The organism is Rhodococcus erythropolis NBRC 15567 (genome assembly GCF_001552595.1).
GTDB lineage: Bacteria > Actinomycetota > Actinomycetes > Mycobacteriales > Mycobacteriaceae > Rhodococcus_F > Rhodococcus_F erythropolis.
The window spans coordinates 178,840-200,477 of the sequence record NZ_BCRM01000002.1 but is presented as its reverse complement, the minus strand read 5'-3'; the positions used below and the strand labels follow the sequence as shown (position 1 = coordinate 200,477).

Annotated in this window: 20 protein-coding genes; 12 read left to right on the top strand and 8 right to left on the bottom strand. The window is 63.5% G+C overall.

Translation table 11 applies throughout. The annotated features are described in order from the left end of the window. Positions 1 to 5: 5 nt before the first annotated feature. Positions 6 to 1,484 carry an adenylate/guanylate cyclase domain-containing protein gene (locus RE4_RS07520; RefSeq protein WP_003945952.1) on the bottom strand — a complete coding sequence of 493 codons (1,479 nt, stop codon included), beginning with the start codon at positions 1,482 to 1,484 and terminating at the stop codon, positions 6 to 8. Between the two features lie 192 nt (positions 1,485 to 1,676). On the opposite strand from RE4_RS07520, the gene RE4_RS07515 reads away from it, so the two are divergent. From RE4_RS07515 to RE4_RS07500, 4 genes are read left to right on the top strand one after another with little or no spacing between them, the layout of a single operon-like run. Continuing rightward, positions 1,677 to 2,855 (top strand): AI-2E family transporter, encoded by a 1,179-nt coding sequence (locus RE4_RS07515; RefSeq protein ID WP_019747101.1) that lies wholly within the window; start codon positions 1,677 to 1,679, stop codon positions 2,853 to 2,855. Next, positions 2,848 to 4,071 (top strand): MacS family sensor histidine kinase, encoded by a 1,224-nt coding sequence (gene macS / locus RE4_RS07510; protein WP_003945490.1) that lies wholly within the window; start codon positions 2,848 to 2,850, stop codon positions 4,069 to 4,071. Before RE4_RS07515 ends, macS begins: the two co-directional genes overlap by 8 nt. A 28-nt stretch (positions 4,072 to 4,099) precedes the next feature. Beyond that, complete coding sequence (locus tag RE4_RS07505) at positions 4,100 to 4,732, top strand: response regulator (protein WP_047269712.1); 633 nt, start codon at positions 4,100 to 4,102, stop codon at positions 4,730 to 4,732. Between the two features lie 17 nt (positions 4,733 to 4,749). After that, positions 4,750 to 5,469 (top strand): DUF1707 SHOCT-like domain-containing protein, encoded by a 720-nt coding sequence (locus tag RE4_RS07500; protein ID WP_019747103.1) that lies wholly within the window; start codon positions 4,750 to 4,752, stop codon positions 5,467 to 5,469. Between the two features lie 4 nt (positions 5,470 to 5,473). Here RE4_RS07500 and RE4_RS07495 read toward each other — a convergent pair whose 3' ends face one another. Next, positions 5,474 to 5,926 carry a MaoC family dehydratase gene (locus tag RE4_RS07495; RefSeq protein WP_019747104.1) on the bottom strand — a complete coding sequence of 151 codons (453 nt, stop codon included), beginning with the start codon at positions 5,924 to 5,926 and terminating at the stop codon, positions 5,474 to 5,476. Positions 5,927 to 5,961: 35 nt separating this feature from the next. Then, positions 5,962 to 6,489: a cupin domain-containing protein gene (locus RE4_RS07490; protein WP_020968577.1), complete on the bottom strand. Its 528-nt coding sequence runs from the start codon at positions 6,487 to 6,489 to the stop codon at positions 5,962 to 5,964. 150 nt (positions 6,490 to 6,639) lie between these two features. Between RE4_RS07490 and RE4_RS07485 the strand changes: the two genes are divergently transcribed. Both RE4_RS07485 and RE4_RS07480 read left to right on the top strand, forming a co-directional pair. Continuing rightward, positions 6,640 to 7,212 (top strand): TetR/AcrR family transcriptional regulator, encoded by a 573-nt coding sequence (locus tag RE4_RS07485; protein ID WP_019747106.1) that lies wholly within the window; start codon positions 6,640 to 6,642, stop codon positions 7,210 to 7,212. 137 nt (positions 7,213 to 7,349) lie between these two features. After that, entirely contained in the window at positions 7,350 to 9,194 is a 1,845-nt protein-coding gene (locus RE4_RS07480) for a DUF2339 domain-containing protein (protein WP_019747107.1), read from the top strand. A gap of 1 nt (position 9,195) precedes the next feature. On the opposite strand, the gene RE4_RS07475 is transcribed toward RE4_RS07480, so the two are convergent. From RE4_RS07475 to trmB, 3 genes are read right to left on the bottom strand one after another with little or no spacing between them, the layout of a single operon-like run. Further along, a complete protein-coding gene (locus RE4_RS07475) occupies positions 9,196 to 12,102 on the bottom strand; it encodes an MMPL family transporter (RefSeq protein ID WP_060938344.1) in 2,907 nt (968 codons plus the stop codon). Between the two features lie 10 nt (positions 12,103 to 12,112). Continuing rightward, positions 12,113 to 12,820 (bottom strand): NYN domain-containing protein, encoded by a 708-nt coding sequence (locus tag RE4_RS07470; RefSeq protein WP_003945733.1) that lies wholly within the window; start codon positions 12,818 to 12,820, stop codon positions 12,113 to 12,115. Continuing rightward, positions 12,817 to 13,575 carry a tRNA (guanosine(46)-N7)-methyltransferase TrmB gene (gene trmB / locus RE4_RS07465; protein ID WP_019747110.1) on the bottom strand — a complete coding sequence of 253 codons (759 nt, stop codon included), beginning with the start codon at positions 13,573 to 13,575 and terminating at the stop codon, positions 12,817 to 12,819. The genes RE4_RS07470 and trmB overlap by 4 nt, the downstream gene beginning before the upstream one ends. A gap of 199 nt (positions 13,576 to 13,774) precedes the next feature. Between trmB and RE4_RS07460 the strand changes: the two genes are divergently transcribed. From RE4_RS07460 to epsC, 6 genes are all read left to right on the top strand, one after another. After that, positions 13,775 to 14,671 carry a GTPase domain-containing protein gene (locus RE4_RS07460; RefSeq protein ID WP_060938343.1) on the top strand — a complete coding sequence of 299 codons (897 nt, stop codon included), beginning with the start codon at positions 13,775 to 13,777 and terminating at the stop codon, positions 14,669 to 14,671. Further along, the gene (locus RE4_RS07455; RefSeq protein ID WP_238077073.1) at positions 14,664 to 16,004 is read left to right on the top strand and encodes a hypothetical protein; all 1,341 of its coding nucleotides are present in this window, start codon (positions 14,664 to 14,666) and stop codon (positions 16,002 to 16,004) included. Before RE4_RS07460 ends, RE4_RS07455 begins: the two co-directional genes overlap by 8 nt. A 133-nt stretch (positions 16,005 to 16,137) precedes the next feature. Then, a complete protein-coding gene (locus tag RE4_RS07450) occupies positions 16,138 to 16,476 on the top strand; it encodes a DUF6802 family protein (RefSeq protein WP_042950922.1) in 339 nt (112 codons plus the stop codon). 277 nt (positions 16,477 to 16,753) lie between these two features. After that, the gene (locus RE4_RS07445; protein ID WP_029254577.1) at positions 16,754 to 18,583 is read left to right on the top strand and encodes a phosphoenolpyruvate carboxykinase (GTP); all 1,830 of its coding nucleotides are present in this window, start codon (positions 16,754 to 16,756) and stop codon (positions 18,581 to 18,583) included. Between the two features lie 181 nt (positions 18,584 to 18,764). Then, on the top strand, positions 18,765 to 19,700 hold the full coding sequence (cysK, locus tag RE4_RS07440) for a cysteine synthase A (RefSeq protein WP_019747115.1): 936 nt from the start codon (positions 18,765 to 18,767) through the stop codon (positions 19,698 to 19,700). 5 nt (positions 19,701 to 19,705) lie between these two features. Continuing rightward, positions 19,706 to 20,284, top strand: a complete 579-nt coding sequence (gene epsC, locus RE4_RS07435; RefSeq protein ID WP_019747116.1) for a serine O-acetyltransferase EpsC — start codon at positions 19,706 to 19,708, stop codon at positions 20,282 to 20,284. 58 nt (positions 20,285 to 20,342) lie between these two features. Here the strand turns inward: epsC and RE4_RS07430 are convergent, their stop codons facing one another. Both RE4_RS07430 and RE4_RS07425 read right to left on the bottom strand, forming a co-directional pair. Next, positions 20,343 to 20,648 carry a hypothetical protein gene (locus RE4_RS07430; RefSeq protein ID WP_020968582.1) on the bottom strand — a complete coding sequence of 102 codons (306 nt, stop codon included), beginning with the start codon at positions 20,646 to 20,648 and terminating at the stop codon, positions 20,343 to 20,345. A gap of 28 nt (positions 20,649 to 20,676) precedes the next feature. After that, a complete protein-coding gene (locus RE4_RS07425; RefSeq protein WP_019747118.1) occupies positions 20,677 to 21,636 on the bottom strand; it encodes a cation diffusion facilitator family transporter in 960 nt (319 codons plus the stop codon). Between the last annotated feature and the right edge of the window lie 2 nt (positions 21,637 to 21,638).

Below are 21,638 nucleotides of genomic sequence, written 5' to 3'. Positions count from 1 at the left end.
TCACCCTAACCAATTTGATCCGGATCGACCTCTGGATACTTTTCGGGCCACGCCAGATGCGTCAGTCGTCGGCGCCCACGCAGTTGGACTTGCTCGCCGAGTTCCCACTCGGCCTGTTCCTCTTCGTCGGCGAAATACAGCGCGCTCGTCGACGCCAGCACTCGGCTGGGCCGAAGTTTCGCGAGCTCGGTGAGCCGTGATGCTTCGTTGACCGGATCGCCGATCACGGTGTACTCGAAACGTTCGGCAGCACCGATGTTGCCGGCGACCGCGAGTCCCGCGCTCACGCCGATACCGACGTCCAAGCCGGTGATGTCGTTGAGCTTGAACCGCAGCTCGCGAGCCGCCGCGAGGGCTGCCGTCGGAGCGTCGGGTCGATCGAGTGGTGCACCGAAGATGGCGAGCGCCGCATCACCCATGAACTTGTTGACAAAACCGTGGTGGCGATCGATGACGTCGACGACCACACGGAAGAACTCGTTGAGCAGTTCGACCACTTCGCCCGGCGGGCGCTCGGCCGCGGCACCGGTTGATCCGACCATGTCGACGAACAGAACTGCCACGAATCGAGTTTCGCCGCCCAGTTCGGTACCGAACTTCAGCGCGCGCCGGGCCACGTCCTCGCCGACGTGCTGGCCGAACAGCTCACGCAGCAGGCGACGCTCGTCGGACTCTTTCATCATGCGGTTGAATCCGACCTGTAGCCGGCCGATCTCACTGCCGTCGAACACCTCGACGCGTACGTCCGTGGCGCCGCGCTGCACTCGCTCGATGGCGCGTCGCAGTTGTCGGATCGGATCGGAGATCTGAGTAGCCGTCAGCATCGACAGTGCAAAGGCCTGCACGATCGCCATGATCGAGATGAGCAGGATCGCCCACGCGAGCGAGTCGGGGGAGAACTCGAGATCGGTCGTGAGCTGCGTCGAGCACAGCAAGATGATGCCTGCGACGGGCATCAGCGTGCCGAGTCCCCAGGTCATCGCCAGCCGGGTTCCGACGCCCGGCGCCATGGTCCGATCGAATTCGCCCTCGCTCAACGCCTGGGCGGCGACCGGACGCAAGATGCGCTCGCCGAGCATGTAGGTGAACCCGAAGGTCGTGGTCGCGGCCATGCAGACCGTCACGATCACGGCGATCGCGAGTCCGGGCATCTCGGTGATGGTCAGGAACACGAAGATGATGCCGCCCAGAATCCACAGCACCAGGTGGACGATGGCCTGGCGAAGCGGCGCGTGCAGTGCCGCCATCTGCTCGGACCTCGTCGGCGGACCCCCGCGCAGCCGCCAACGGATGACCGACTTCAACATCATTGCCGCCGCGGTGAGGCTGACGGCACCGGCGAATGCCAGGTAAACGCCGAAGATCGCGAAGTTGCGGACCCGGTCGGCAACTATCGCGTCGGACTCTTGGATCGGAACGCCGTACCGCACGAAAGCGAAGACCAGCACCGCGCCGATCAGATTGGCCGCGAGCATGGAGAGCATATAGAGGGGCCACCGGCTGCGGATGGTCACCGCTATTGCTCTGTATGAGGCCCGCACAGGGTTCAATTTAGCTGGCAGAGCTCGAAGTGTTGGTACGCGCGTCCGATTATTGGTCCGCTCACCTGTGTCGGCCGGTCCGGTTAGGCTCGCGAGGTGAACGCAAACAGGGGGCGTGCGGAGCGAGCTTCGAGGATGAACAAACCCATCTCCGCCGACGCTCGGGCGGTGCACCCGGGCGTGCGCATCGCGGCGGAATGGTCGTGGCGCCTCATCGTGATCTTTGCCGGGCTACTGGTTCTCGGATATGTGGTTCTGCGCCTCGAGACCGTGCTCATCCCGGTGGGGCTGGCTCTACTGGCATCGGCTCTGTTGATTCCGGTTGTCGATCGGCTACAGGTGTGGGGTGTTCCTCGCTCGGCAGCCGTGATCGTCGTTCTGCTTGCCTCGATCGGACTGGTCGCGGGAATCATGACGTTTGTCGTCGAGCAGTTCATCGACGGGTTGCCCCAGCTCACCGACCAGTTCACGGCCAGTGTCACGCAGATTCAGAACTGGCTCACCAGCGGACCGCTGCATTTCAGTGAGGACCAGATCCGCCAGGCTGGTGATTCGGTCGTCAAGTCGGTGCAATCCAATCGTGAGTCCCTGACCAGCGGCGCCTTGACCACAGCGACGGTCATCGGCGAGATCTTCACCGGGGCATTGCTGACGCTGTTCACTCTCATCTTCTTCCTCTACGGCGGCGACCAGATCTGGCAGTTCGTCACCCGGATCGTTCCCACCGACGCTCGTCGTCGCGTGCGGATCGCCGGTTCTGCAGGTTTCGGGTCGCTGATCGGTTACGTGCGGGCCACGGTCGCGGTTGCCGCCGCCGACGCGATCGGTATCGGTGCCGGCCTGGCGATTCTCGGGGTGCCGCTCGCCCTGCCGCTGGCGTCGTTGGTGTTCATCGGCGCGTTCATCCCGATCGTCGGTGCATTTCTGACCGGTTTTCTCGCGGTGCTTGTCGCTCTGGTCACGAAGGGTTTCCTGACGGCACTGATCGTCCTCGGCATCATCATCGGCGTCATGCAGCTCGAAGCGCACGTGATGCAACCGCTGTTGTTGGGTCGCGCTGTTCGCCTGCATCCGCTGGCAGTCGTTCTCGCCATTACAACGGGCATCGTCCTCGCCGGAATCGTCGGCGGGCTCTTGGCTGTTCCGATCGTCGCGGTCCTGAATACCGCCATTCGTTCCCTCCTCGCCGACGACCCGGATATCGCGTATGCCGAACTGCACGTCGAAGATCCGGAGACCCCACTGTTCCCCGCCGAACCCGACGAGCCGCGCGCCGAGCCTCGCATCGTGAACCCCACTCCTCCCGATGACTGAGCCCACCCGCCGTCGTCGGCTGCACTATCAGCCGACCGTTCGCGAGGCGTCGGGCGTCGACACCGACCCTGATGCCCCGCTGTGGCGGGCGGCGCAGGCATTTCGCCTTGTCACGCTGGTGTACGCGATCAGCTACCAGTTCGCTTCGGCCTCCGACTACACCAACTCCCGGCTCAGCTGGTTCTTCGTCGCTCTGATGGCCGTGTGGACCGGGGTGTCGGCACTGTTGCTCGGGACCTCCGGTGCGTTGTTCGGGAAGAAGCTGCCGAGGTACCAGGTGGTGATCGCCGATCAGGTGGTCGTCATCTTGCTGATGGCGTCGACGAGGCTGGTCTCCGACCACGAGTGGTATCAGAATCACCAGACGCTCCCCACCACGCTGTGGGCCACCAACGCGGTCATCTCCGCGGCAATTCTCGGCGGGCCGTGGCTCGGTATGGCGTCCGGAGTTGTCATTTCGGCGGCCAGCGCGATCATCCGCGATCAGGTCAACCTGGATCTCTGGCGCGATGCGACGGCTCCCGTTCTCGTATCGGTTGGTCTGGCGTTGGGCTTGGCCACCACCACCGCTCGGCGCTCGCATCGGCAACTCGAACAAGCCGTACGTCTGGCCGCGGCAACGGAAGAGCGCGAACGCTTGGCACGCGAAGTACACGACGGCGTTCTGCAGGTGCTGGCGATGGTGCGCCGGCGAGGAGCCGCACTCGGCGGCGAGGCAGCTGAGCTGGCCGCTCTGGCCGGCGAGCAGGAGGTCGCGTTGAGAATGCTGATTTCCGAGCAGGTTTCGGGTGCCGCGGCAGATGTCGGCGGACAGACAGTGGATCTGTGTCCGCTGCTGACCACGCAGGCCAGCACGTCGGTGTCGGTGTCGACGCCCGCGCACCCGGTCGTGATCGAGCGCGATCGAGCCATCGAACTGGCAGCCATCGTCGACAATGCCCTGTCCAATGTCGGGCTGCACGCCGGTCCTGCGGCGAAGGCGTACGTATTGCTCGAAGATCTGCCGGACGAGGTGATCGTCAGTGTCCGCGACGACGGCGTCGGAATCCCCGAAGGTCGCTTGGCGCAGGCCGAGGCCGAAGGCCGCATGGGAGTATCGAAGTCCATTCTCGGTCGAGTACAGGTGCTCGGCGGAACTGCAGTCCTGCAAACGGGGCCGGGGGAGGGCACCGAATGGGAGATCAACGTTCCGAAGGGGAAGAGTGAGCGTGGCTGACGAAAAGGGCGAGAATCCGGTGACGGTGATGGTCGTCGACGATCACCCGATGTGGCGCGACGGTGTCTCCCGGGACCTCGAAGCCGCGGGCTTCACCGTGAGCGCCACGGCGGAGGGTGTCGAGAGTGCGCGCCGCCGAGCCGCCGCCGTGCAACCGGCCGTGGTTCTGATGGACATGAACCTGCCGGACGGAAACGGTGCCGACGCCACCACCGCGGTGCTCGAGGTTTCGCCGAAGAGCAAGGTACTGGTGCTTTCGGCCTCCGCCGAGCGTGACGACGTCCTCGACGCGGTCAAAGCCGGAGCGTCGGGTTACCTGGTCAAGAGTGCTTCGGTGGCGGAACTTCTCGAGGCCGTGCGAGCGACTTTCGACGGACAAGCCGTCTTCACACCCGGCCTCGCCGGATTGGTGCTCGGCGAGTACCGCCGGATGTCGACGGCACCGGCCGACGATCGCGCACCCGAGCTGCCTCGGCTCACCGACCGTGAGACCGAAGTGCTCCGTCTTGTCGCCAAGGGGCTGAGCGCAAAACAGATCGCCACGAGGCTCTCGCTCAGCCACCGGACCGTCGAAAACCACGTCCAGGCGACGCTGCGGAAACTTCAGTTGGCCAATCGCGTCGAGCTCACGCGATACGCGATAGAACAAGGTCTGGAATAACGTTTATCCTGGAAATCATGGAGGCCAGGAATCTACGCGTATCCGATGCCGAACGAGAGCACGTCGGCGAGCTGCTGCAGAAAGCTGTCGGTCAAGGGATGCTCTCGCTCGGTGAGTTCACCGAGCGCATGGACACTGCCTTGGCTGCAAAGACGCGAGGTGAGCTCAACTCGGTTCTCGCCGATCTTCCGGGCATCACGCTGATCTCCGACTACGACCCACCCGCGTATCCCAATGCAGGTCAGCCGATGTACCAAGGCCAGCCGTATCCTGCGCCGACATACCAACCCCAGCCGCCGCCGGTTCACCCGAGCCCGCCTTACCGCGCTCCCGTCGGGGCTCCGGTAGTCGGTAACTACGGAGCGGCAAATGCTGCCGTGATCCGTGGACGAATGGCGACGGTGACGCGGAACGGCGCATGGATCGTTCCTCCCGCTGTCGTGGTCGATACCAGAATGTCCAGTGTGACTATCGATTTCACGCGCGCTGTGATGCAGACGCAGGTCGTGAACATCTCGATCGACGACTACGCCAGTTCGATTTCACTGATCGTTCCCGAAGAGGCGACGGTGGACATGAACGGTGTCGAGGCAGTCGGAGGAAGTGCGTCGAACAAGGTTCGTTCCGGCCCGCAGATGGGCCCGCTGCATCTGGTGGTGCACGGCAAGGTGCGATTCGGCAGTGTCACCGCGAAGCATCCCTTCGGTACCACGATCCGAAAGATGTTCGGCTCCTGACCTTTCAGTGATACGCGCGGGTCAACATCTCGGCGACGCACACGGGTTTGTCACCGTGTTCTCGTTCGAATGTCTGCGTCACCGTGATCTGGACGCCGCCATTGATCGGTTCGACTTTGCTCAACGTCGCACGCATGCGAACGCGAGAGCCAACCGGAAGCGGAGCAGGCAACCTGACCTTGTCGAATCCGCAGTTGAGAGCAAACGCAAAACCCTCGAGCGAGAACATCGCATACGAGAACATGGGTCCGAGTGAGAGCGTGTAGTTGCCGTGCGCGATCGTTCCACCGAACGGTGACTCCTTCGCGCGATCCACATCGACGTGAATCCACTGATCGTCGCCGGTGACCCGGGCGAACTCGTCGATGGACTCCTGCGTGACATCGTGCCAGTCGCTGACGCCCAACTCTTGGTTCAGGTTGGCGCTGAGGTCTTCTGCTCCGGTGAGTACAAGCATGAATCTTCCTTTGATCGGTAGGTGCTGGCAGTCGGTCAGTGACTTTCGATGCCGAATCCCACACCGTGCGTCTGTGCGATCTCGGCGGTGGCAACGAGATCGAATTCGATCCCGAAATCTGCTTCTACCCGCGCTGCAACCGATTCCGCGGCGGAACCTGCTTCGGCCAGTAGTTTCGGCATCAGTTCGAACAGGTCTTCCATCCCTCCGGGCGTGATGATTTCGAGAATCCGTGCTGGAGCGTCGTCGGGATTCCACACGGCGTGCCACTGGCCACGCGGTTTGAAGATCATGGCGCCAGTCTCCGCGTAGACGACCTCGTCTCCGACCATCGCTGCGACGCGGCCACTTTGAACCACCGTGTACTCGTCTTCGCGGCTGTGGCGATGGACCGGTGAGGTCATCGAATGCGGAGCGATGCGGTGTTGTACAAGAGAGAATCCTCCCTCGGTTTGTTTGCTTCGAACCATCATCCGGACGCCGGTGGCCGCGAGAGTCCCGGCGAGATCTACGTCCGGTCCGAGGACGGTCGTCGTGGTGTGGTTTGCGGAATTCGGTGACATCGATTTGGTCCTTTGCCGTCGTGAGCGTCGTTGGCTGCGCTCCGGTTTCGATTCTCGAATCATGTACCAATCGGTCTAGTGATGCAAGGTTTTGGCTATTTATGCACTTCAAGTGTTGTCGATATGTGTACTGATCGGTATGTTGAACTTATGTCTACGAGGGATTTGTTGGTCGATGCCGCTGCCGACTTGTTGCAGCGGAAGGGGTACGCGGGAACGGGTGTGTCGGAAGTGCTCTCGGCGAGCGCGACCACCAAGGGGTCCTTGTACTTTCACTTTCCCGGTGGCAAGGAAGAACTCGCAGGCGAGGCTCTGAGGCGACGCGGTGAGGCAATGGCCGATTTCATCCGGCATCTCCTGGAGAGCTCACCCGATGCCGCCACCGCGATCTCGGCATTTGCTGCCGCACTGGCTGCGCGTTTGTCGGATTCGGACTACGAACGTGGATGCGCCCTGGCTACGGCAACACTGGATGCCGCAACCGAATCCGAGGTCATCCGTGGTGCTTGTGCGGACGGGTACAACTCGTGGCTGGGGCTGCTGGCTCAGCGCCTCGAAGCCGACGGTTGGTCCCGCGAAGACGCAGAGTCCGAGGCAATTCTCGCTCTGTCCGCACTCGAGGGCGCGCTTGTCCTCGCTCGGGCGCGTCAGGATCCCGCTCCGCTTCACACTTCGGGTCGGTTGCTCTCCGAACGATTGCGGAATGCAGCGCCTCGGCGATAGTTCCCTGTCGGTCGATGGTGCAGTCGGTTGATGGTGCTGTCAGTCGAAGGTGTCCTCAGTTGAATACGAGAAGTCCCCAGGCTGATCGAGTAGTACTACTCATCTGATCGGTTCGGCCACGCAGCAAGCTCGTAGCCATGACCACACCGAGTTCTTCCGCCGTCGATCCGCGACTGGTGACCGCCCTCTCGGCCGAGTGCGACAGCATCGGCCGGCAGTTGCGTCACATGGGCCAGAACCTGTCGATCCTGCAGACTCAGCTGGCCTCGGCTACTGTGCCCCCGCCCATGCCGGTAGTTCCGGCACCCGCAGCTCCGGCGCCACAGATGCCGCCAATGCGTCCTCAGCAGAACGTGCCCACCTGGCAGCCGCCGACGTATCCGGTTGCCGCACCTCGCCAGCCCTGGTGGCAACGCGACGGTGTCATCAGTCGACTCCTGGCCGCCGCCGGTGTAGCCGTCACACTGATCGGCGTCGTGATGCTGCTGGTACTTGCAGCGCAGGCCGGATTCTTTGGACCGCCGCTGCGGGTGCTCGGTGGCGCACTCCTTTCCGGCGCCTTGGTGTTTGCCGGAGTTCGGGTCCACGGACGACCAGGTGGCAAAGTGGGAGCGATTGCTCTGGCTGCCACCGGTTTTGCGGGAATGTACCTCGACGTCGTCGCTGCCTCTGTTCTCTACGGTTGGGTGACGACGCCGCTCGCGGTGGTGATTGCCTTCGGGATTGCCGCGGCCGGCGTTGCTTTGGCGGTGAAATGGGATTCCGAATCACTGGCGCTCATGATCGTTCTGGGCGCAGCGGTGCTGGCTCCCGTGTTGACCTCGGGAATATCGTTGACTCTCATCGGTTTCCTCTTCGCGATCCAGTCGGCGACGTTATCCGCCCAACTCGGTCGTGACTGGAAGTACCTGGGCATGGCGCGCACCGTACCGGTGGTTCTCGCGCTGCTCGTAGCGATAGCGTCGGAGTCCATCTTCAGCGAATCCGGTAACAGTGCAGTGCAATTGGTGATCAGTGCCGGCGTGGTTGCAATAGTGGGCGCCGGCTGCGCGATGGCTATGCAGTGGACGGGTTCGCCCTCGCGCGGCGGAGTTGCAGGGGCGTGGTCCACCGCTACCTTTGTTGTCTCGTCCCTTCCGCTGATGAGCGTCGGAGCCGTGCTCGGGCGCACCGAATCCGCAGTGCTGTACGGAATTGCAGCGCTACTACTACTTTCCGCTGCAGCGGCAGCCAAGCCTTTGCCGACGCAACTGCGATTCGGACTGGGCGCAACCGGCGCTCTCGCATTGTTGCTGTGCTGCTTGTCCGGGGCGACGGAATCTCTGGTCGTACCGCTGGTCCTCACCGTCGGCATGATCTTCCTCGGAGTCTCGCTGTATGCGGGTTCGCGCTTCGTCTTCGCCCTCGGAACCGCCTTTGCGGCAATCGGATCGATCGGATACCTCACGACGGTTCCACCGGAAGCGTTGACGACTGCCCGTGCCGCATCCATGCAACTCGGTGCGATCACGGCACTCTCGAGCCTGACGGCGATAGGTGCACTGGTGATGCTGGTGTGGGCGATTCACCGACTGAAGTTGATCGCCGATTCGAATGCAGCGGTTCTATGGGCGGCCGCAGGGTTTGGTGTCCTCTACGCGGTGACGTGTGCGCTCGTCTCATCCGGCGTCGAAATCTTCGACAGTGCAACCGGATTTGTTGCCGGGCACAGCGTTGCAACCATCGTCTGGATGCTTGCCGCCACGTCAGCGCTGGTGCTCGGCCTGAACAACCGTCAGCATGCTCGCGTTTTGCTCGGAGCTGGTCTTGCTCTCACCAGCGCGGCAGTGGCCAAGCTGTTCCTCTTCGACCTGGCCACGCTCAGTGGGCTGGTGCGCAGCGCTGCCTTCCTGGTGGTCGGCTTGCTGCTCCTGCTGGTCGGGACTCGTTATGCACGAGCCTTCGCCAAGCAGGAGCAGGTCAGCTCCGCTTCTGGATCATGAGTCAGCTTCGCTTCTGGCGAGCGATGAGCTCGCTGACACTGATGGCGCCTGCGTCGTCAGGTCGGTGCCTGCCGGTGGCGTTGTCGTCGCCGTCAGAGGCATCCGAGACTCGGGGCTCGGTGGGACGACGCTCCGGAGCGATCGGTGGAGGCGGCGACTGGGGGGTCGCCTCCATCGAGGTCGGGGCCGAGCCGTTTGTTGCAGCGCCATTTGTTGCAGAACCGTTGGTAGCACCGTTTGCAGAGCCATTCCGGCTCGAGCCGTTGGTACCTGAACCGCTGCTTGCCGAACCGTTTGTACGCGAAGGCGTCCGGACCACCGGCAGCGGCCGTGAGGCCGGGGGAGTCTGTTCCCGAGCCCGCAGGTCCGACAACCAACTCTCGATGGGACGTTCGGCCGGCGCAGGGGACGTCGGGTTTCTCCGCTTGTCGGTGGTGTTCGGTTGCGGCCGGTACGAGGGATTGGGGACCGGTGCCTCGATCAGGTTCTGGGGCGCGCTGGCTGCACTCCCGATATCGAGACGACGTCGCGGTGCCGGCTTCTCCGCGGCAGGTGTATCCGTGTTCGGTGCCTTGATCGTCATTTCGCTGAGCGGAATGGGCTCGGTGAGGGGATCAGGAACACGAGGTCCGCTTTCCGGCTGTGCAGCCGGGGCAGGCGGCGGCATGACCCGCGAGGCCGCTTCGATCTTGCGCGGCTGACCCGGTCCGGCGATCGCACCGACAGGCGCGATCTGCGGGACGTTTGCGAGCACGAGTTCGTTGTCGAGGATCGGCTCACCCAGCCCGATCTTCTGCTGGATCCGCTTCATCCAGGCCGGGGCCCACCAGCAGTCGTCGCCGAGCATTTTCATGGTCGCGGGGACCAGGAACATTCGGATCAGCGTGGCGTCGATGATCAGCGCGGAGATCATGCCGTACGAGATGTACTTCATCATCACCAGATCGGACAGGCCGAATGCACCGGTGACCACGATCAGAATCAGTGCGGCAGCGGTGATGATCCGGCCGGTATGTGCCGTGCCGATTCGGATGGATTCGGTAGTACTCGCGCCCTGCGCTCGCGCTTCGACCATGCGGGAGAGCAGGAACACTTCGTAGTCGGTCGACAGGCCGTAGACGATCGCGATGATCAACACCAGGACGGGAGACATGATCGGTCCCGGCGTGAAGTTCAACAGACCGGAACCGTGGCCGTCGATGAAGATCCAGGTCAAGATTCCGAGCGTCGAACCCAGGCCGAGCGCGCTCATCAACGCAGCCTTGATGGGCAGGACGAGCGAACCGAACGTCAAGAACATCAGCAGCGTCGTCAGCAGGATGACGGATACGACCATCAGCGGCAGACGGTCGAGCAACGCGTCGACGCTGTCCTGCTCGATGGCCGGAGTACCGCCGACGAGCACTGTTGTGCCCTCGGGCCAATCCGCGGATCGCAGATAGTCGATGGTGGGACGTGCCTCGTTGCGCTCGGTCAGACCGGCTTTGAGGACGTTGACCCCGTCCTTGGTCGCGACCTCCGGGGTGAACTTCTCGACCAGACCCGGCGCAGCGTTTGCGGTCTTGGAAATCTGACCGAGAGTGGTGTTGTCCGCTCCCTCGATGACGAGTCGAACGGGCTCGGTGCGATTGCCCGGGAAGAGTTCGTCGAACTGCGCCTGCGCGACACGCGTGGGGCTGTCCGGGGGCAGGTACGTCTCGTTGATACCGCCGAACTTGATGCCCGTCAGCGGAATGATCATCAGCAGTAGAGCCGCGACGATCGGGACAGCGACCTTGAGCGGATGCTGCATGACCCAGCGGGTGAGCTTGCCCCAGAAACCGTTCTCGATTTCCTCGTTGGTCTTGGTCTGGCGCAGCTTCTTGAAGGTCAGCGCGTCGATCCGCTTGCCGAGAATGCCGAGAATAGCGGGAAGAATCGTGATGGACGAGATCGCGGCAAGCATCACGGCAGCAATGGCGCCGTAGGCCACCGATTTGAGGAAGCCCTGCGGGAACAACAGCAGACCGCCGAGGCTGACGGCAACCATGGTCGCCGAGAACATGACCGTTCTACCCGCCGTCATGACCGTTCGGCGTACTGCGGTCGTGGTGTCGTACCCCTCGGCTATCTCTTCTCGGAAACGGCTGACGATGAACAGTCCGTAGTCGATCGCGAGACCCAGGCCGACCAGAGAGACCACGGGCGCAACAAACGCGTTGACCTCGGTGAAGTTGGTGATCAGTCGAATGATGCCGTTGGCGCCGATGACGGTCAGACCGCCGACGATCAACGGGAGGGCTGCAGCGACGACGCCACCGAAGACGAAGAACAGCAGGACACCGACGGCGGGAATCGCGAGCATTTCCATGCGCTTGATGTCGTTGGCCATCGTGTCGTTGAGCGAATTCGCGACAGGTTGCAGGCCGGCGAGTTGCACGTCGACGCCGTCGATGTAGAACTGCGACTCGACGTCGCGGAAGTTGTTGGACACCGCGGTGTCGTTGTCGCCGGCGATCGCGATGCTGGTGACCGCGTGTTGCTTGGTCTTGTCCGCCAGGGCCGCCACCGAGAGACCGTTGTCGACCTTGAAGTACGAGCCGTTGATCTTCATGATCTGGTCGGGGTTGTCTGCGACGAGCCGCTGCAGATTGTCGATGACCTTCGCTTGGAACTCGGGGTCGTCGACGGTCTTGCCCTCCGGCGCCGTGTACAGCGCCAGAACGTCACCCGTCGTGCTGCGTCCGAACGTGCCGTCAGCGAGTTTTGCAGCCTCTACCGATTCCGACCCCGGATCGTCCCAGCCGCTCTGGCTGAGATGATCCTGCAGGCTCAGGCCGTACGCAGCGAGCCCGAGGAGCCCCGCCACCATGACAGCGATGACGGTGAAGCGGGCTCGATAGACGATGCTTCCCCAGCTGGCGAACACTGATCAACTCCTACTCGGCAACACTTTTTCGCCCGATGAGCAGGGCAGAAAGCGGTCGGAACGGCTGCAACCAGGCGCCCTCGTCGGGCAGGGTGTCCAGGCTTACCCGTGGCAGAGGCTCACGGAAGACACCTGGGATGTCCTCGAGATCGACGAAGTCCAAGATATCGGACGACACAGCCCAGCTGGCGTGTTCACGGAACCCGAGAACCTGGACCGGGATACCGGTTGCTGCGATGTCCTCGAGAGGTTCGCGGAACGCTTGGCCGTCGGCGGACGCGACCATGATTCCGGCGAGGCCCTCGCCGTACCGGAGCGCGATGTGCTCGAGCATGTCCGAATCGACATCGCTGTCTTCATCGACCTTCGGCTTGGCGAACACCGCGAAACCCACGTTACGCAAGGCTTCGACCCAAGGACGAACGACGTCGGCGCTGCCGGACGCGATGTTGGTGAAGACGGTCGCTTCAGGCTCGAGCGTGCCGCTGTTCTGTGCGGACAGTTCGGCGGTGCGAGAGAGCAGCCAACGACCCAAAGCGTCGAATCGTGGCCGGTAGGCGGCGGTAGGCCGGCCACCGAGGATGGCGCCGAGGCCCATGTCGAGGTTGGGGGCGTCCCAGACCAGAAGCACCCGCTTGGGGTGGCGGGAGTCACGACCGAAGTCGAGAGGAGATTCCGACGACGTCACGTCGTCGGATAGCTGTTCGCTGACGCTCATGCTCTGATCTTCCCCCATATAAGCTCGGTGATTGCACTACCGACCTTATGGGCTTTGTCCTCGAACTTGGTGACCGGACGCTCGTGGGTCATCGGAGACTCCCAGTCGAGTGCGGTCAGCAGTGGCTCGGCATTGCCGGCTTCTTCGATCCATTCGGCGTACTCGGCGTGATCGGTTGCCACGTGCAGGACTCCGCCGGGCTTGAGGCGGTTGGCGATCAGCGCGAACGTCGGCCCCTGCAGGAGGCGACGCTTGTGATGGCGGGCCTTGGGCCACGGGTCCGGGAAGAACACCCGGACGCCCGTCAGGGACTCGGGGGCGACCATGTTCTCGAGTACGTCCATCGCGTCACCGCGTAGTACGCGGACGTTGGGAATCTCTTCACGCTCGACCTGCTGGAGAAGTTGCGCGAGCCCCGGGCGGTACACCTCGATCGCGATCAGGTTCACGTGCGGTTCCGCCTTGGCCATAGCGGCCGTCGCGGTGCCGGTACCCGAACCGATCTCGATGATCAGGGGTGCCTCGCGTCCGAACCAGGCGTTCGCGTCGAGCGGTGTGTCCGAGACGTCGGCGCCGATGAGCGGCCACTGACGGTCCCAAGCCTGCTGCTGCGCGTCGGTCAGCGCACCCCGGCGAGAGCGAAAGCTGGTCACTCTCGGATGGAGACGGGACCCCTTGGCGTGGTCCGTCTGCCCCGTGTCAGGGGTCTGCGGTGCATGCTGATCGGCTTCGTTCACGAACCCATTGTCACGCATGACCCCCGTTTAGCGCAGACGGGTCTGAAGTTTGAGTTGAGACTTTCTGCGGAAAGTCCTGAAACAGCCGACTTCGGACAGCTAGCGAAAGAGTGGTGTCACCTGCCGTCCTTGCCGAGAACCTGACAGAATCTCACCGACACGATGGGGACGTGGGGTGGGGATGAACACAGGATTTGCATGCAGTAATTGGTCACGAATGTTGCCCGCAGAATCGATCGACGACGCCTGCGCGGAGCCGATCGACCACTTGCGCGCTCTGGCATATCGGCTGACGTCGATCGATTCGGGAGCCGCAGAGGCGGTTCACTCGGTGCTCGGATCGCTGAGCGCGCCGCTCGAATTGGTGGTCGCCGGGCGAGCCGGGGTGGGGCGGTCGTCGTTGGCGCGGATCCTGGGGCGCGACGACCGGTTCTCGCACAGAGTCGTCGGCGCACCGGTTGTGGTGACCGAGTCACGCGCGTTCGACGTCCCTGGAACGCCGAACCCCGATCTGGGTCGTCGTTGCGTTGTCTACGTGGTGGTCGACGCGGTCCGCGACGTCGACGGCCGAGCCATTGCCCGAGTTTCCGATCGTGTGGTCGTCGCTGCGAACAAGGCTGACTTGTTCGGTCCGCGCTGGGACGAGGCGCTGGGACGGGCCGCGGAGATCTCGGAGACCGTCGGCGCGCCCACGGTTCCGGTGGAGACACTGACCGGGCGCGGCGTCGAAGAATTGTTCGCGGCTCTCGGACCTGTTCTGGAGGCGCAGTGGTGGGGCCGGGTCGAGCAGATCGGCCCGGCGCTGAGGCGGTCTGCCTCGCGCAGCGCTGCGGGCAGGGACGAGATCGAGTTGTATCTGAGTTCGGACTCCGCGGTGTTGTTCGGCGCCGCGGCGGCGATGATGAGCCCCGAAATTCGAGCCCTGCGTCAAGGCGAGCCTCCCGATCCTCGTACCGCCGACGACGCGGGCACATGCAGCCGGTGGTGGGGCGAGCTCGTGGACGAGTCGGAACAGGCTCCGCAACAAAGGGTCTCACTGATTCGTCGCGGGTATGTGCGTCGGTGGGCGCAGCTCGGGGGCGATCGCTCCGCTCCGGCGGTGGCCGATGGATAGCGTTTCGGTACTTCCGGATTCGGTGCTGCGCGTGGTGCAGCGGTGGAATCCGGCATCCGATCCGGGTCGCCAGGTTGCCGCCGAAACATCCAGTGGCACTCGCATTTACGTCGTCGGACCGTCAAGGTGTGGACGGGAAGACGTCGCCCGGATGTTCAATGCTTCTGATGACTGTTCGACAGTGACACGCGAGGTGGACGCCGACGTCGTACTTCTGGTCGTCGACGCCGCCAGTGTGATCGGACGCGAGGACCTTCTTCTTCTCGACGACGCTGCCGAGAGCGGAATCCCGGTGGTGGTCGCGCTGACCCGCATCGACGTCTACCGAGACTGGCAGGCGGTGCGCCGGCGTGATGCCGAGATTCTTGCTTCGCACTGCACCGCTTTTGCTCAGGCCCCGGTGGTCCCGATTGCGCCTGGTCAAGAGCAGTCGCTCGTTGCGGTCGTGAGCGGGGCGGCACGGGAGAGGGAAGCAGGCGGTTCGGATTCCGGTGTCATCGCGCAGACGCGCCGGATGATCGAGATAGAGATCCGGAATCTGCGTGACAGCGTTCCTGGTGCCGAACTGCGGGCCGAGCGATCACAGCTGCTTGCAGACCGCGACGGCCGGAGAGGCGAACGCCTGGTGCAGGTGCGAAGCCGACTGCAACGAGCGCGCGGGGATCTGTCACAACAAATCGCCGAGGCAACGCGGGCGACGGTCGCCGGTGCACGTGCCTGGGTCGATGCGGCCTCGCGAGCCGAATTGGGCAGCGTGCCGACGCGACTGCAGCACGAGGTCGACCATCACACCCGGGTGTTCGATGCCGCGACGGCGGCAGCGGTGGAAGTGGCGGGCACGACCGGGTACATGCCTTCCCCACGGATTCCGGAGGGCCCGCCGGGCCGTCAGCGCGGAAACGAGGACCGGGTGACAATTCTTGTCGGCGCGTCCGCGGGCCTCGGCCTCGGCCGTATCGCGGTGACTCCGCTGGAGATGATTCCGGCCCTGGAGTTCGCGAGTATCCCCGTGACGTTGGTTCTGGGTGGCGCCGCGGCCTGGTGGTTGGCGCGAACTCGCGGGCTGACGGCGGATCGTGCCTACTCCAGGTCGTGGATCGTCGAATCGATGTCGACGGTTCGCGCACAGTGGGAGCAGCGAGTCCAGAGTGTTCTGCTCGAGGCCGAGGCGGATCTGGGAGCGGCGATCATGGCGGAGAGCCGCGAGCAGGTGGCGTCGGCGCAGGCCCGAATCGTGGAGATCGACGGTGAACTTCGTGAGCTTGCCGCGGCCAGGTCAGGGCAACTGGCGTCGTGCGAGCGCGACCTCGCCGTTTTGAACGCCGCCTACTGACATTCCGCGAGTGCAGAGTTCTCCACAGCGCCGCAATTTCGGCCACGACTGATCGTCGGGGTCTGGTAATACTGAGCGGACGGTTTCGGTAGGGGTTGCCGAAGCAGTAGGTCAACATCCAGTAGGGGGAGTAATGGACGCATTTCTGATCACGGCCGGACACATCGACGGGCACGAAGCCGAAGCGCTCGATCCTGGGCGTATCGAGCCCGAGACCTTCGGGCCCTCGTCGGGACCGGTCGATGCCGGCGACCTGAACTTCGACGCCTTCGACTTGGACGGTGACGGAACGGTCGACAGCCGTGTCGTCCACTCCGACGACGCCGTCGTGATCGTGTCCGATTTCGATCGCGACGGTAGCGCCGATCGCCTCACGATGATCGAGTCGGACGGCGACTACTCGGCCTGGGAATGCAGTCGAGACGACGAAGGCGCCCTCGTGTGGCAGAAAATCGATGCCGGAGCGCTCTGAAAAGGTTCCGTTTATGTGCTCTGAGCGCCGGGTAGGCACCTGAACACACCAACTGAATCGTTTCTGTGACATTTCTGACCGCACCCGATTACCTGCAGGTGAACAGCCAGCGTTAACCTCAATACATAGGACACCCGGCGTCCGTGAAATCCACGTGAGTGGATGACGCGGCTGGACCCCGTCGAGAGGGGGACACCGGGATCGACTGGTATCGGGGCGCTGCAGTTCGCATCCGGTGTCACGAGAACCCGGTTCCGGCTCACCCCAGGAGAGTTTGATGACCTCAGCGACCATTCCCGGTCTCAATGGAACTGACGGCACGCCCCCCACGCAGCACAAGGAACTGCTTGCATGGGTGCAAGAGGTTGCCGAACTCACCCAGCCTGATCGCGTCGTCTTCGCAGACGGCTCGGACGAAGAATGGGACCGACTGACAACGAAGTTGGTCGAGGCAGGAACCTTCACCCGCCTCAACGACGAGAAGAAGCCGAACTCTTTCCTCGGCAACTCCGATCCGTCCGATGTCGCGCGAGTCGAATCGCGTACGTACATCTGCTCGAAGGAAGAAATCGACGCAGGTCCCACCAACAACTGGATGGACCCGGCGGAGATGCGCACCCTCATGGGTGACCTGTACCGCGGTTGCATGCGTGGACGCACCATGTACGTCGTGCCGTTCTGCATGGGCCCCCTCGACGCCGAGGATCCGAAGCTGGGCGTCGAGCTCACCGATTCCGAGTACGTCGTCGTCTCCATGCGCGTCATGACCCGCATGGGCAGCAAGGTTCTCGACAAGCTCGGCACCGACGGATTCTTCGTCAAGGCGCTGCACTCCCTCGGCGCTCCGCTGGCCGATGGCCAGGAAGATGTCGCGTGGCCGTGCAACGACACCAAGTACATCACTCACTTCCCCGAGGATCGTGAGATCTGGAGCTTCGGTTCCGGCTACGGCGGAAACGCTCTCCTGGGCAAGAAGTGCTACTCGCTGCGTATCGCTTCGGCAATGGCGCACGACGAGGGCTGGCTGGCCGAGCACATGCTCATCCTCAAGCTCATCTCGCCCGAGGACAAGGCCTACTACATCGCGGCGGCATTCCCCTCCGCTTGTGGCAAGACCAACCTCGCGATGATCCAGCCGACCATCCCCGGATGGCGCGCCGAGACCCTCGGCGACGACATTGCCTGGATGCGTTTCGGTGAGGACGGACAGCTCTACGCCGTCAACCCGGAATTCGGTTTCTTCGGCGTGGCTCCCGGCACCAACTGGTCGTCGAACCCCAACGCCATGCGCACCATCGACCAGGGCAACACGGTCTTCACCAACGTCGCTCTGACCGACGACGGTGACGTCTGGTGGGAAGGCCTCGAAGGCGACCCGCAGCACCTGATCGACTGGAAGGGCAACGAGTGGACGCCCGAGTCGGGCACCCATGCGGCTCATCCCAACTCGCGTTACTGCACCCCGATGTCGCAGTGCCCGATCATGGCTCCCGAGTGGGACGACCCGAAGGGCGTGCCGATCTCGGCAATCCTCTTCGGTGGACGCCGCAAGACGACGGTTCCGCTGGTCACCGAAGCTCGCGACTGGCAGCACGGCGTCTTCATGGGTGCAACGGTCGGCTCCGAGCAGACCGCAGCAGCCGAAGGCCAGGTCGGTACGGTTCGCCGTGATCCGATGGCTATGCTGCCGTTCCTCGGCTACAACGTCGGTGACTACTTCCAGCACTGGATCGACCTCGGCAAGTCCGCGGACGCGTCCAAGCTCCCCAAGGTCTTCTACGTCAACTGGTTCCGCCGTGGCGACGACGGACGCTTCCTGTGGCCAGGCTTCGGCGAGAACTCTCGCGTCCTGAAGTGGATCGTCGAGCGCATCGAGCACAAGGCTGCCGGCATCGACACCCCGATCGGCGTCGTTCCCACCGGATCGGCACTCGACATCGAAGGCCTGGACGTGTCGGACGCCGACATCACCGAGGCCCTCGCGGTCAACATCGACGAGTGGAAGGCCGAGATCCCGCTCATCGAAGAGTGGTTCGACTTCGTCGGCGAGAAACTGCCGACCGGCATTCGTGACGAGTTCGAAGCTCTGAAGCAGCGGTTGGCCTGATAAACCGCCCCCGTATGTAGTGGCCTGATGCCGCATTGGTTCAATTTGATGAACCGATGCGGCATCGGTCGTCTGTATGCCCTTGCCTGTAGCCGTTATGCAGTTCAGCCGTAAAGCAGTTCAGCCGTAAAGCAGTGATCAGCGAGCGGGTCGACACACTCGATCCTCAGGAGGACCAGATATGAGCGGGATCTACAACAACGTGACCGAATTGGTCGGGCGCACCCCGATCGTGCGGCTCAACCGTCTGACCGAGGGCCTGGACGCACAGGTCGCCGTCAAGCTCGAGTTCTACAACCCGGCCAACAGCGTCAAGGACCGGATCGGCGTGGCAATCATCGACGCCGCCGAGAAGTCCGGTGCACTCAAGCCCGGCGGAACCATCGTCGAGGGCACCAGTGGTAACACCGGTATCGCACTCGCCATGGTCGGTGCTGCTCGCGGCTACAAGGTCATCCTGACCATGCCCGAGACCATGTCCACCGAGCGTCGCGTGATGCTGCGTGCTTACGGCGCCGAGATCGTGCTGACCCCGGGCTCCGAGGGCATGGCCGGTGCAGTCGCCAAGGCCAAGGAAATCGTCGAGCAGACCGAGAACGCTGTCTCGGCCAGCCAGTTCGCCAACCCTGCCAACCCGGCCATCCACGAGGCAACGACGGGCGAAGAGGTCTGGGCCGACACCGACGGCGCCGTCGACATCTTCGTGTCCGGCATCGGCACCGGCGGCACCATCACCGGCGTCGGACGCACCCTTCGCAAGTACAAGCCCGAGGTCAAGATCGTGGGCGTCGAGCCCATCGACTCGCCGATCCTCAACGGTGGCCAGCCCGGTCCCCACAAGATCCAGGGAATCGGCGCGAACTTCGTGCCCGACGTCCTCGATCGCGAGATCTACGACGAGATCATCGACGTCTCGTTCCCCGATTCCATCGAGGTCGCTCGCGCACTCGGCACCCAGGAAGGCATCCTGGGCGGCATCTCGTCCGGTGCCATCGTCTGGGCCGCACTCGAGTTGGCGAAGCGTCCGGAAAACGCCGGCAAGCTGATCGTGGCTGTCGTGTGTGACTTCGGCGAGCGTTACATCTCCACCCCGCTGTTCGAACACATCCGGGACTGAGACTTGTGAGTATCCTCGGGACAATTCGCGAGGACCTGCAGGCTGCGCGCGGTCAGGATCCTGCCGCGCGCAGCAATGTGGAGAACGCGCTCGTTTATTCAGGGCTGCATGCCATTTGGGCGCATCGGGTTGCGCATCGCATGTGGGTCGTCCCTGCACTACGCGGCCCGGCGCGAGTGCTCTCGCAGCTGACACGCTTCGTTACCGGCATCGAGATTCACCCCGGTGCCACCATCGGTCGACGGTTCTTCATCGACCACGGCATGGGCGTCGTGATCGGGGAGACGGCCGAGGTCGGTAACGACGTGATGCTCTATCACGGCGTCACCCTGGGTGGTCGCTCGCTCGAGCAGGTCAAGCGTCACCCTACGCTGGGAGACCGGGTCACCGTCGGCGCTGGTGCCAAGATCCTCGGACCTGTCGTCATCGGTGAAGGTAGCGCTATCGGCGCCAATGCCGTTGTCACCAGAGATGTTCCGGCCGAATCCATCGCGACAGGTATCCCGGCGGTGGCGCGGCCACGGACCACCAAGGAAAAACTGGTGGACCCGAACAGTTACATCGATCCTGCGATGTACATCTGAAGCACTCCTTCTTCGATGGCCACCCTCGTGTAGACGGCGGGTGGCCATCGGCGTCTGTTCAGGCTCGCGTCAGGTGCCACCCGCGACGTCCCAGTACGACGGCCGTCGCAGCGCCCAGTGCTGCTCCGATCAGGGGATAGCAGGCCAGGACGAGCCAGCGTGGATTGTCCGATCGGGCGTCGAAAGCGATGTTCAACGACGACTCGTAGTCCCGAGCCATCTGTACGCCGCGCAGTGGTACGTAGGAACCCTGATAGACGATGGTCTCGTCAGGACTGGTCATCACGTCGATCAGACTGCCTACCAGGGGAATTCCCCCGACGACAAATCCCAGAACCGCCAGAATTACGATCAGTGCGCGCATCGAACGAGCCTATCGCCCGGCCGGAAGTTCAGACTGCGATCGACGGTTCTTCGGGCGTCGAGAGGGTCAGGATCGCTCGCACGACGCGTGGACTCTGCTCGAGTGAGCGTTCGAGTTCGCGCAACGTGTGGGCCACTCGGGATTCCGCGTAGTCGCCGACCAGGTCGACGCTGGCCACCAGGTACACCTGCCGCGGACCGAGGTATTCCATGCGCAGGAACGTGATTCGGTTGATCTCGGGCAGTTGGGTGAGAGCTTCGACGGCTGCTGCCCGCAGCGTCGGTGAGGCCTCTTCGCCGACCAGGAATCGGCGGTTGCGATCGATCAGGATGATCGCGATGACTCCGAGAAGTATGCCGACGAAGATGGAGCCGAGGGCGTCGGGGATCGGTGAACCGGTGATCTGGTGCAGTAGGACGCCGACGAATGCGATGACCAAACCGATCAGTGCCGCAGCATCTTCGGCGAACACGGCCCGGGTCGTCGGGTCGGACGTGTTGAGCGCCTGGGCCATGACGTCGCGGTTCACGGCGGATGCTTCGGTTCGGAGTTGCTTGTACGCCTGCCGGAACGAGATGCCTTCGAGGATGAACGAGACGCCGAGGACTGCGTAGGCGACACCGAAGTCGGTGGCCGGTTCGGAATGGAACAGTTCCTGGATGCCGTGGGTGATCGACACACCTGCGCCGAGCGCGAAGAGTCCGAGGGCGGCGAACATCGACCAGATGTAGGCCTCCCGGCCGTACCCGAGTGGCTGGTCTCGGTCGGGAACCCTTTTCGAGCGGCGGTTCGCGATCAGCAGCAGCACTTCGTTGCCGGTATCGGCCCAGGAGTGGGTGGCCTCGGCGACCATCGATGCAGATCCGGTGACGATGGCGGCCGCCGTCTTGGCCCCGGCGATCAGCGCGTTAGCCGCAAACGCCAGTACGACTGTCGTGGTGCTCTCGTCGCCGTTTCCCGTCGGCTCGGCCTTGGGTTCGATGCTCACGA

Excerpts from the sequence above, each read along its gene's own strand:
- RE4_RS07520 (WP_003945952.1), bottom strand. The coding sequence starts at position 1,484 with ATGCTCTCCATGCTCGCGGCCAATCTGATCGGCGCGGTGCTGGTCTTC.
- RE4_RS07515 (WP_019747101.1), top strand. The coding sequence starts at position 1,677 with ATGAACAAACCCATCTCCGCCGACGCTCGGGCGGTGCACCCGGGCGTG.
- macS (WP_003945490.1), top strand. The coding sequence starts at position 2,848 with ATGACTGAGCCCACCCGCCGTCGTCGGCTGCACTATCAGCCGACCGTT.
- RE4_RS07505 (WP_047269712.1), top strand. The coding sequence starts at position 4,100 with ATGGTCGTCGACGATCACCCGATGTGGCGCGACGGTGTCTCCCGGGAC.
- RE4_RS07500 (WP_019747103.1), top strand. The coding sequence starts at position 4,750 with ATGGAGGCCAGGAATCTACGCGTATCCGATGCCGAACGAGAGCACGTC.
- RE4_RS07495 (WP_019747104.1), bottom strand. The coding sequence starts at position 5,926 with ATGCTTGTACTCACCGGAGCAGAAGACCTCAGCGCCAACCTGAACCAA.
- RE4_RS07490 (WP_020968577.1), bottom strand. The coding sequence starts at position 6,489 with ATGTCACCGAATTCCGCAAACCACACCACGACGACCGTCCTCGGACCG.
- RE4_RS07485 (WP_019747106.1), top strand. The coding sequence starts at position 6,640 with ATGTCTACGAGGGATTTGTTGGTCGATGCCGCTGCCGACTTGTTGCAG.
- RE4_RS07480 (WP_019747107.1), top strand. The coding sequence starts at position 7,350 with ATGACCACACCGAGTTCTTCCGCCGTCGATCCGCGACTGGTGACCGCC.
- RE4_RS07470 (WP_003945733.1), bottom strand. The coding sequence starts at position 12,820 with ATGAGCGTCAGCGAACAGCTATCCGACGACGTGACGTCGTCGGAATCT.
- trmB (WP_019747110.1), bottom strand. The coding sequence starts at position 13,575 with ATGCGTGACAATGGGTTCGTGAACGAAGCCGATCAGCATGCACCGCAG.
- RE4_RS07460 (WP_060938343.1), top strand. The coding sequence starts at position 13,775 with ATGTTGCCCGCAGAATCGATCGACGACGCCTGCGCGGAGCCGATCGAC.
- RE4_RS07455 (WP_238077073.1), top strand. The coding sequence starts at position 14,664 with ATGGATAGCGTTTCGGTACTTCCGGATTCGGTGCTGCGCGTGGTGCAG.
- RE4_RS07450 (WP_042950922.1), top strand. The coding sequence starts at position 16,138 with ATGGACGCATTTCTGATCACGGCCGGACACATCGACGGGCACGAAGCC.
- RE4_RS07445 (WP_029254577.1), top strand. The coding sequence starts at position 16,754 with ATGACCTCAGCGACCATTCCCGGTCTCAATGGAACTGACGGCACGCCC.
- cysK (WP_019747115.1), top strand. The coding sequence starts at position 18,765 with ATGAGCGGGATCTACAACAACGTGACCGAATTGGTCGGGCGCACCCCG.
- RE4_RS07430 (WP_020968582.1), bottom strand. The coding sequence starts at position 20,648 with ATGCGCGCACTGATCGTAATTCTGGCGGTTCTGGGATTTGTCGTCGGG.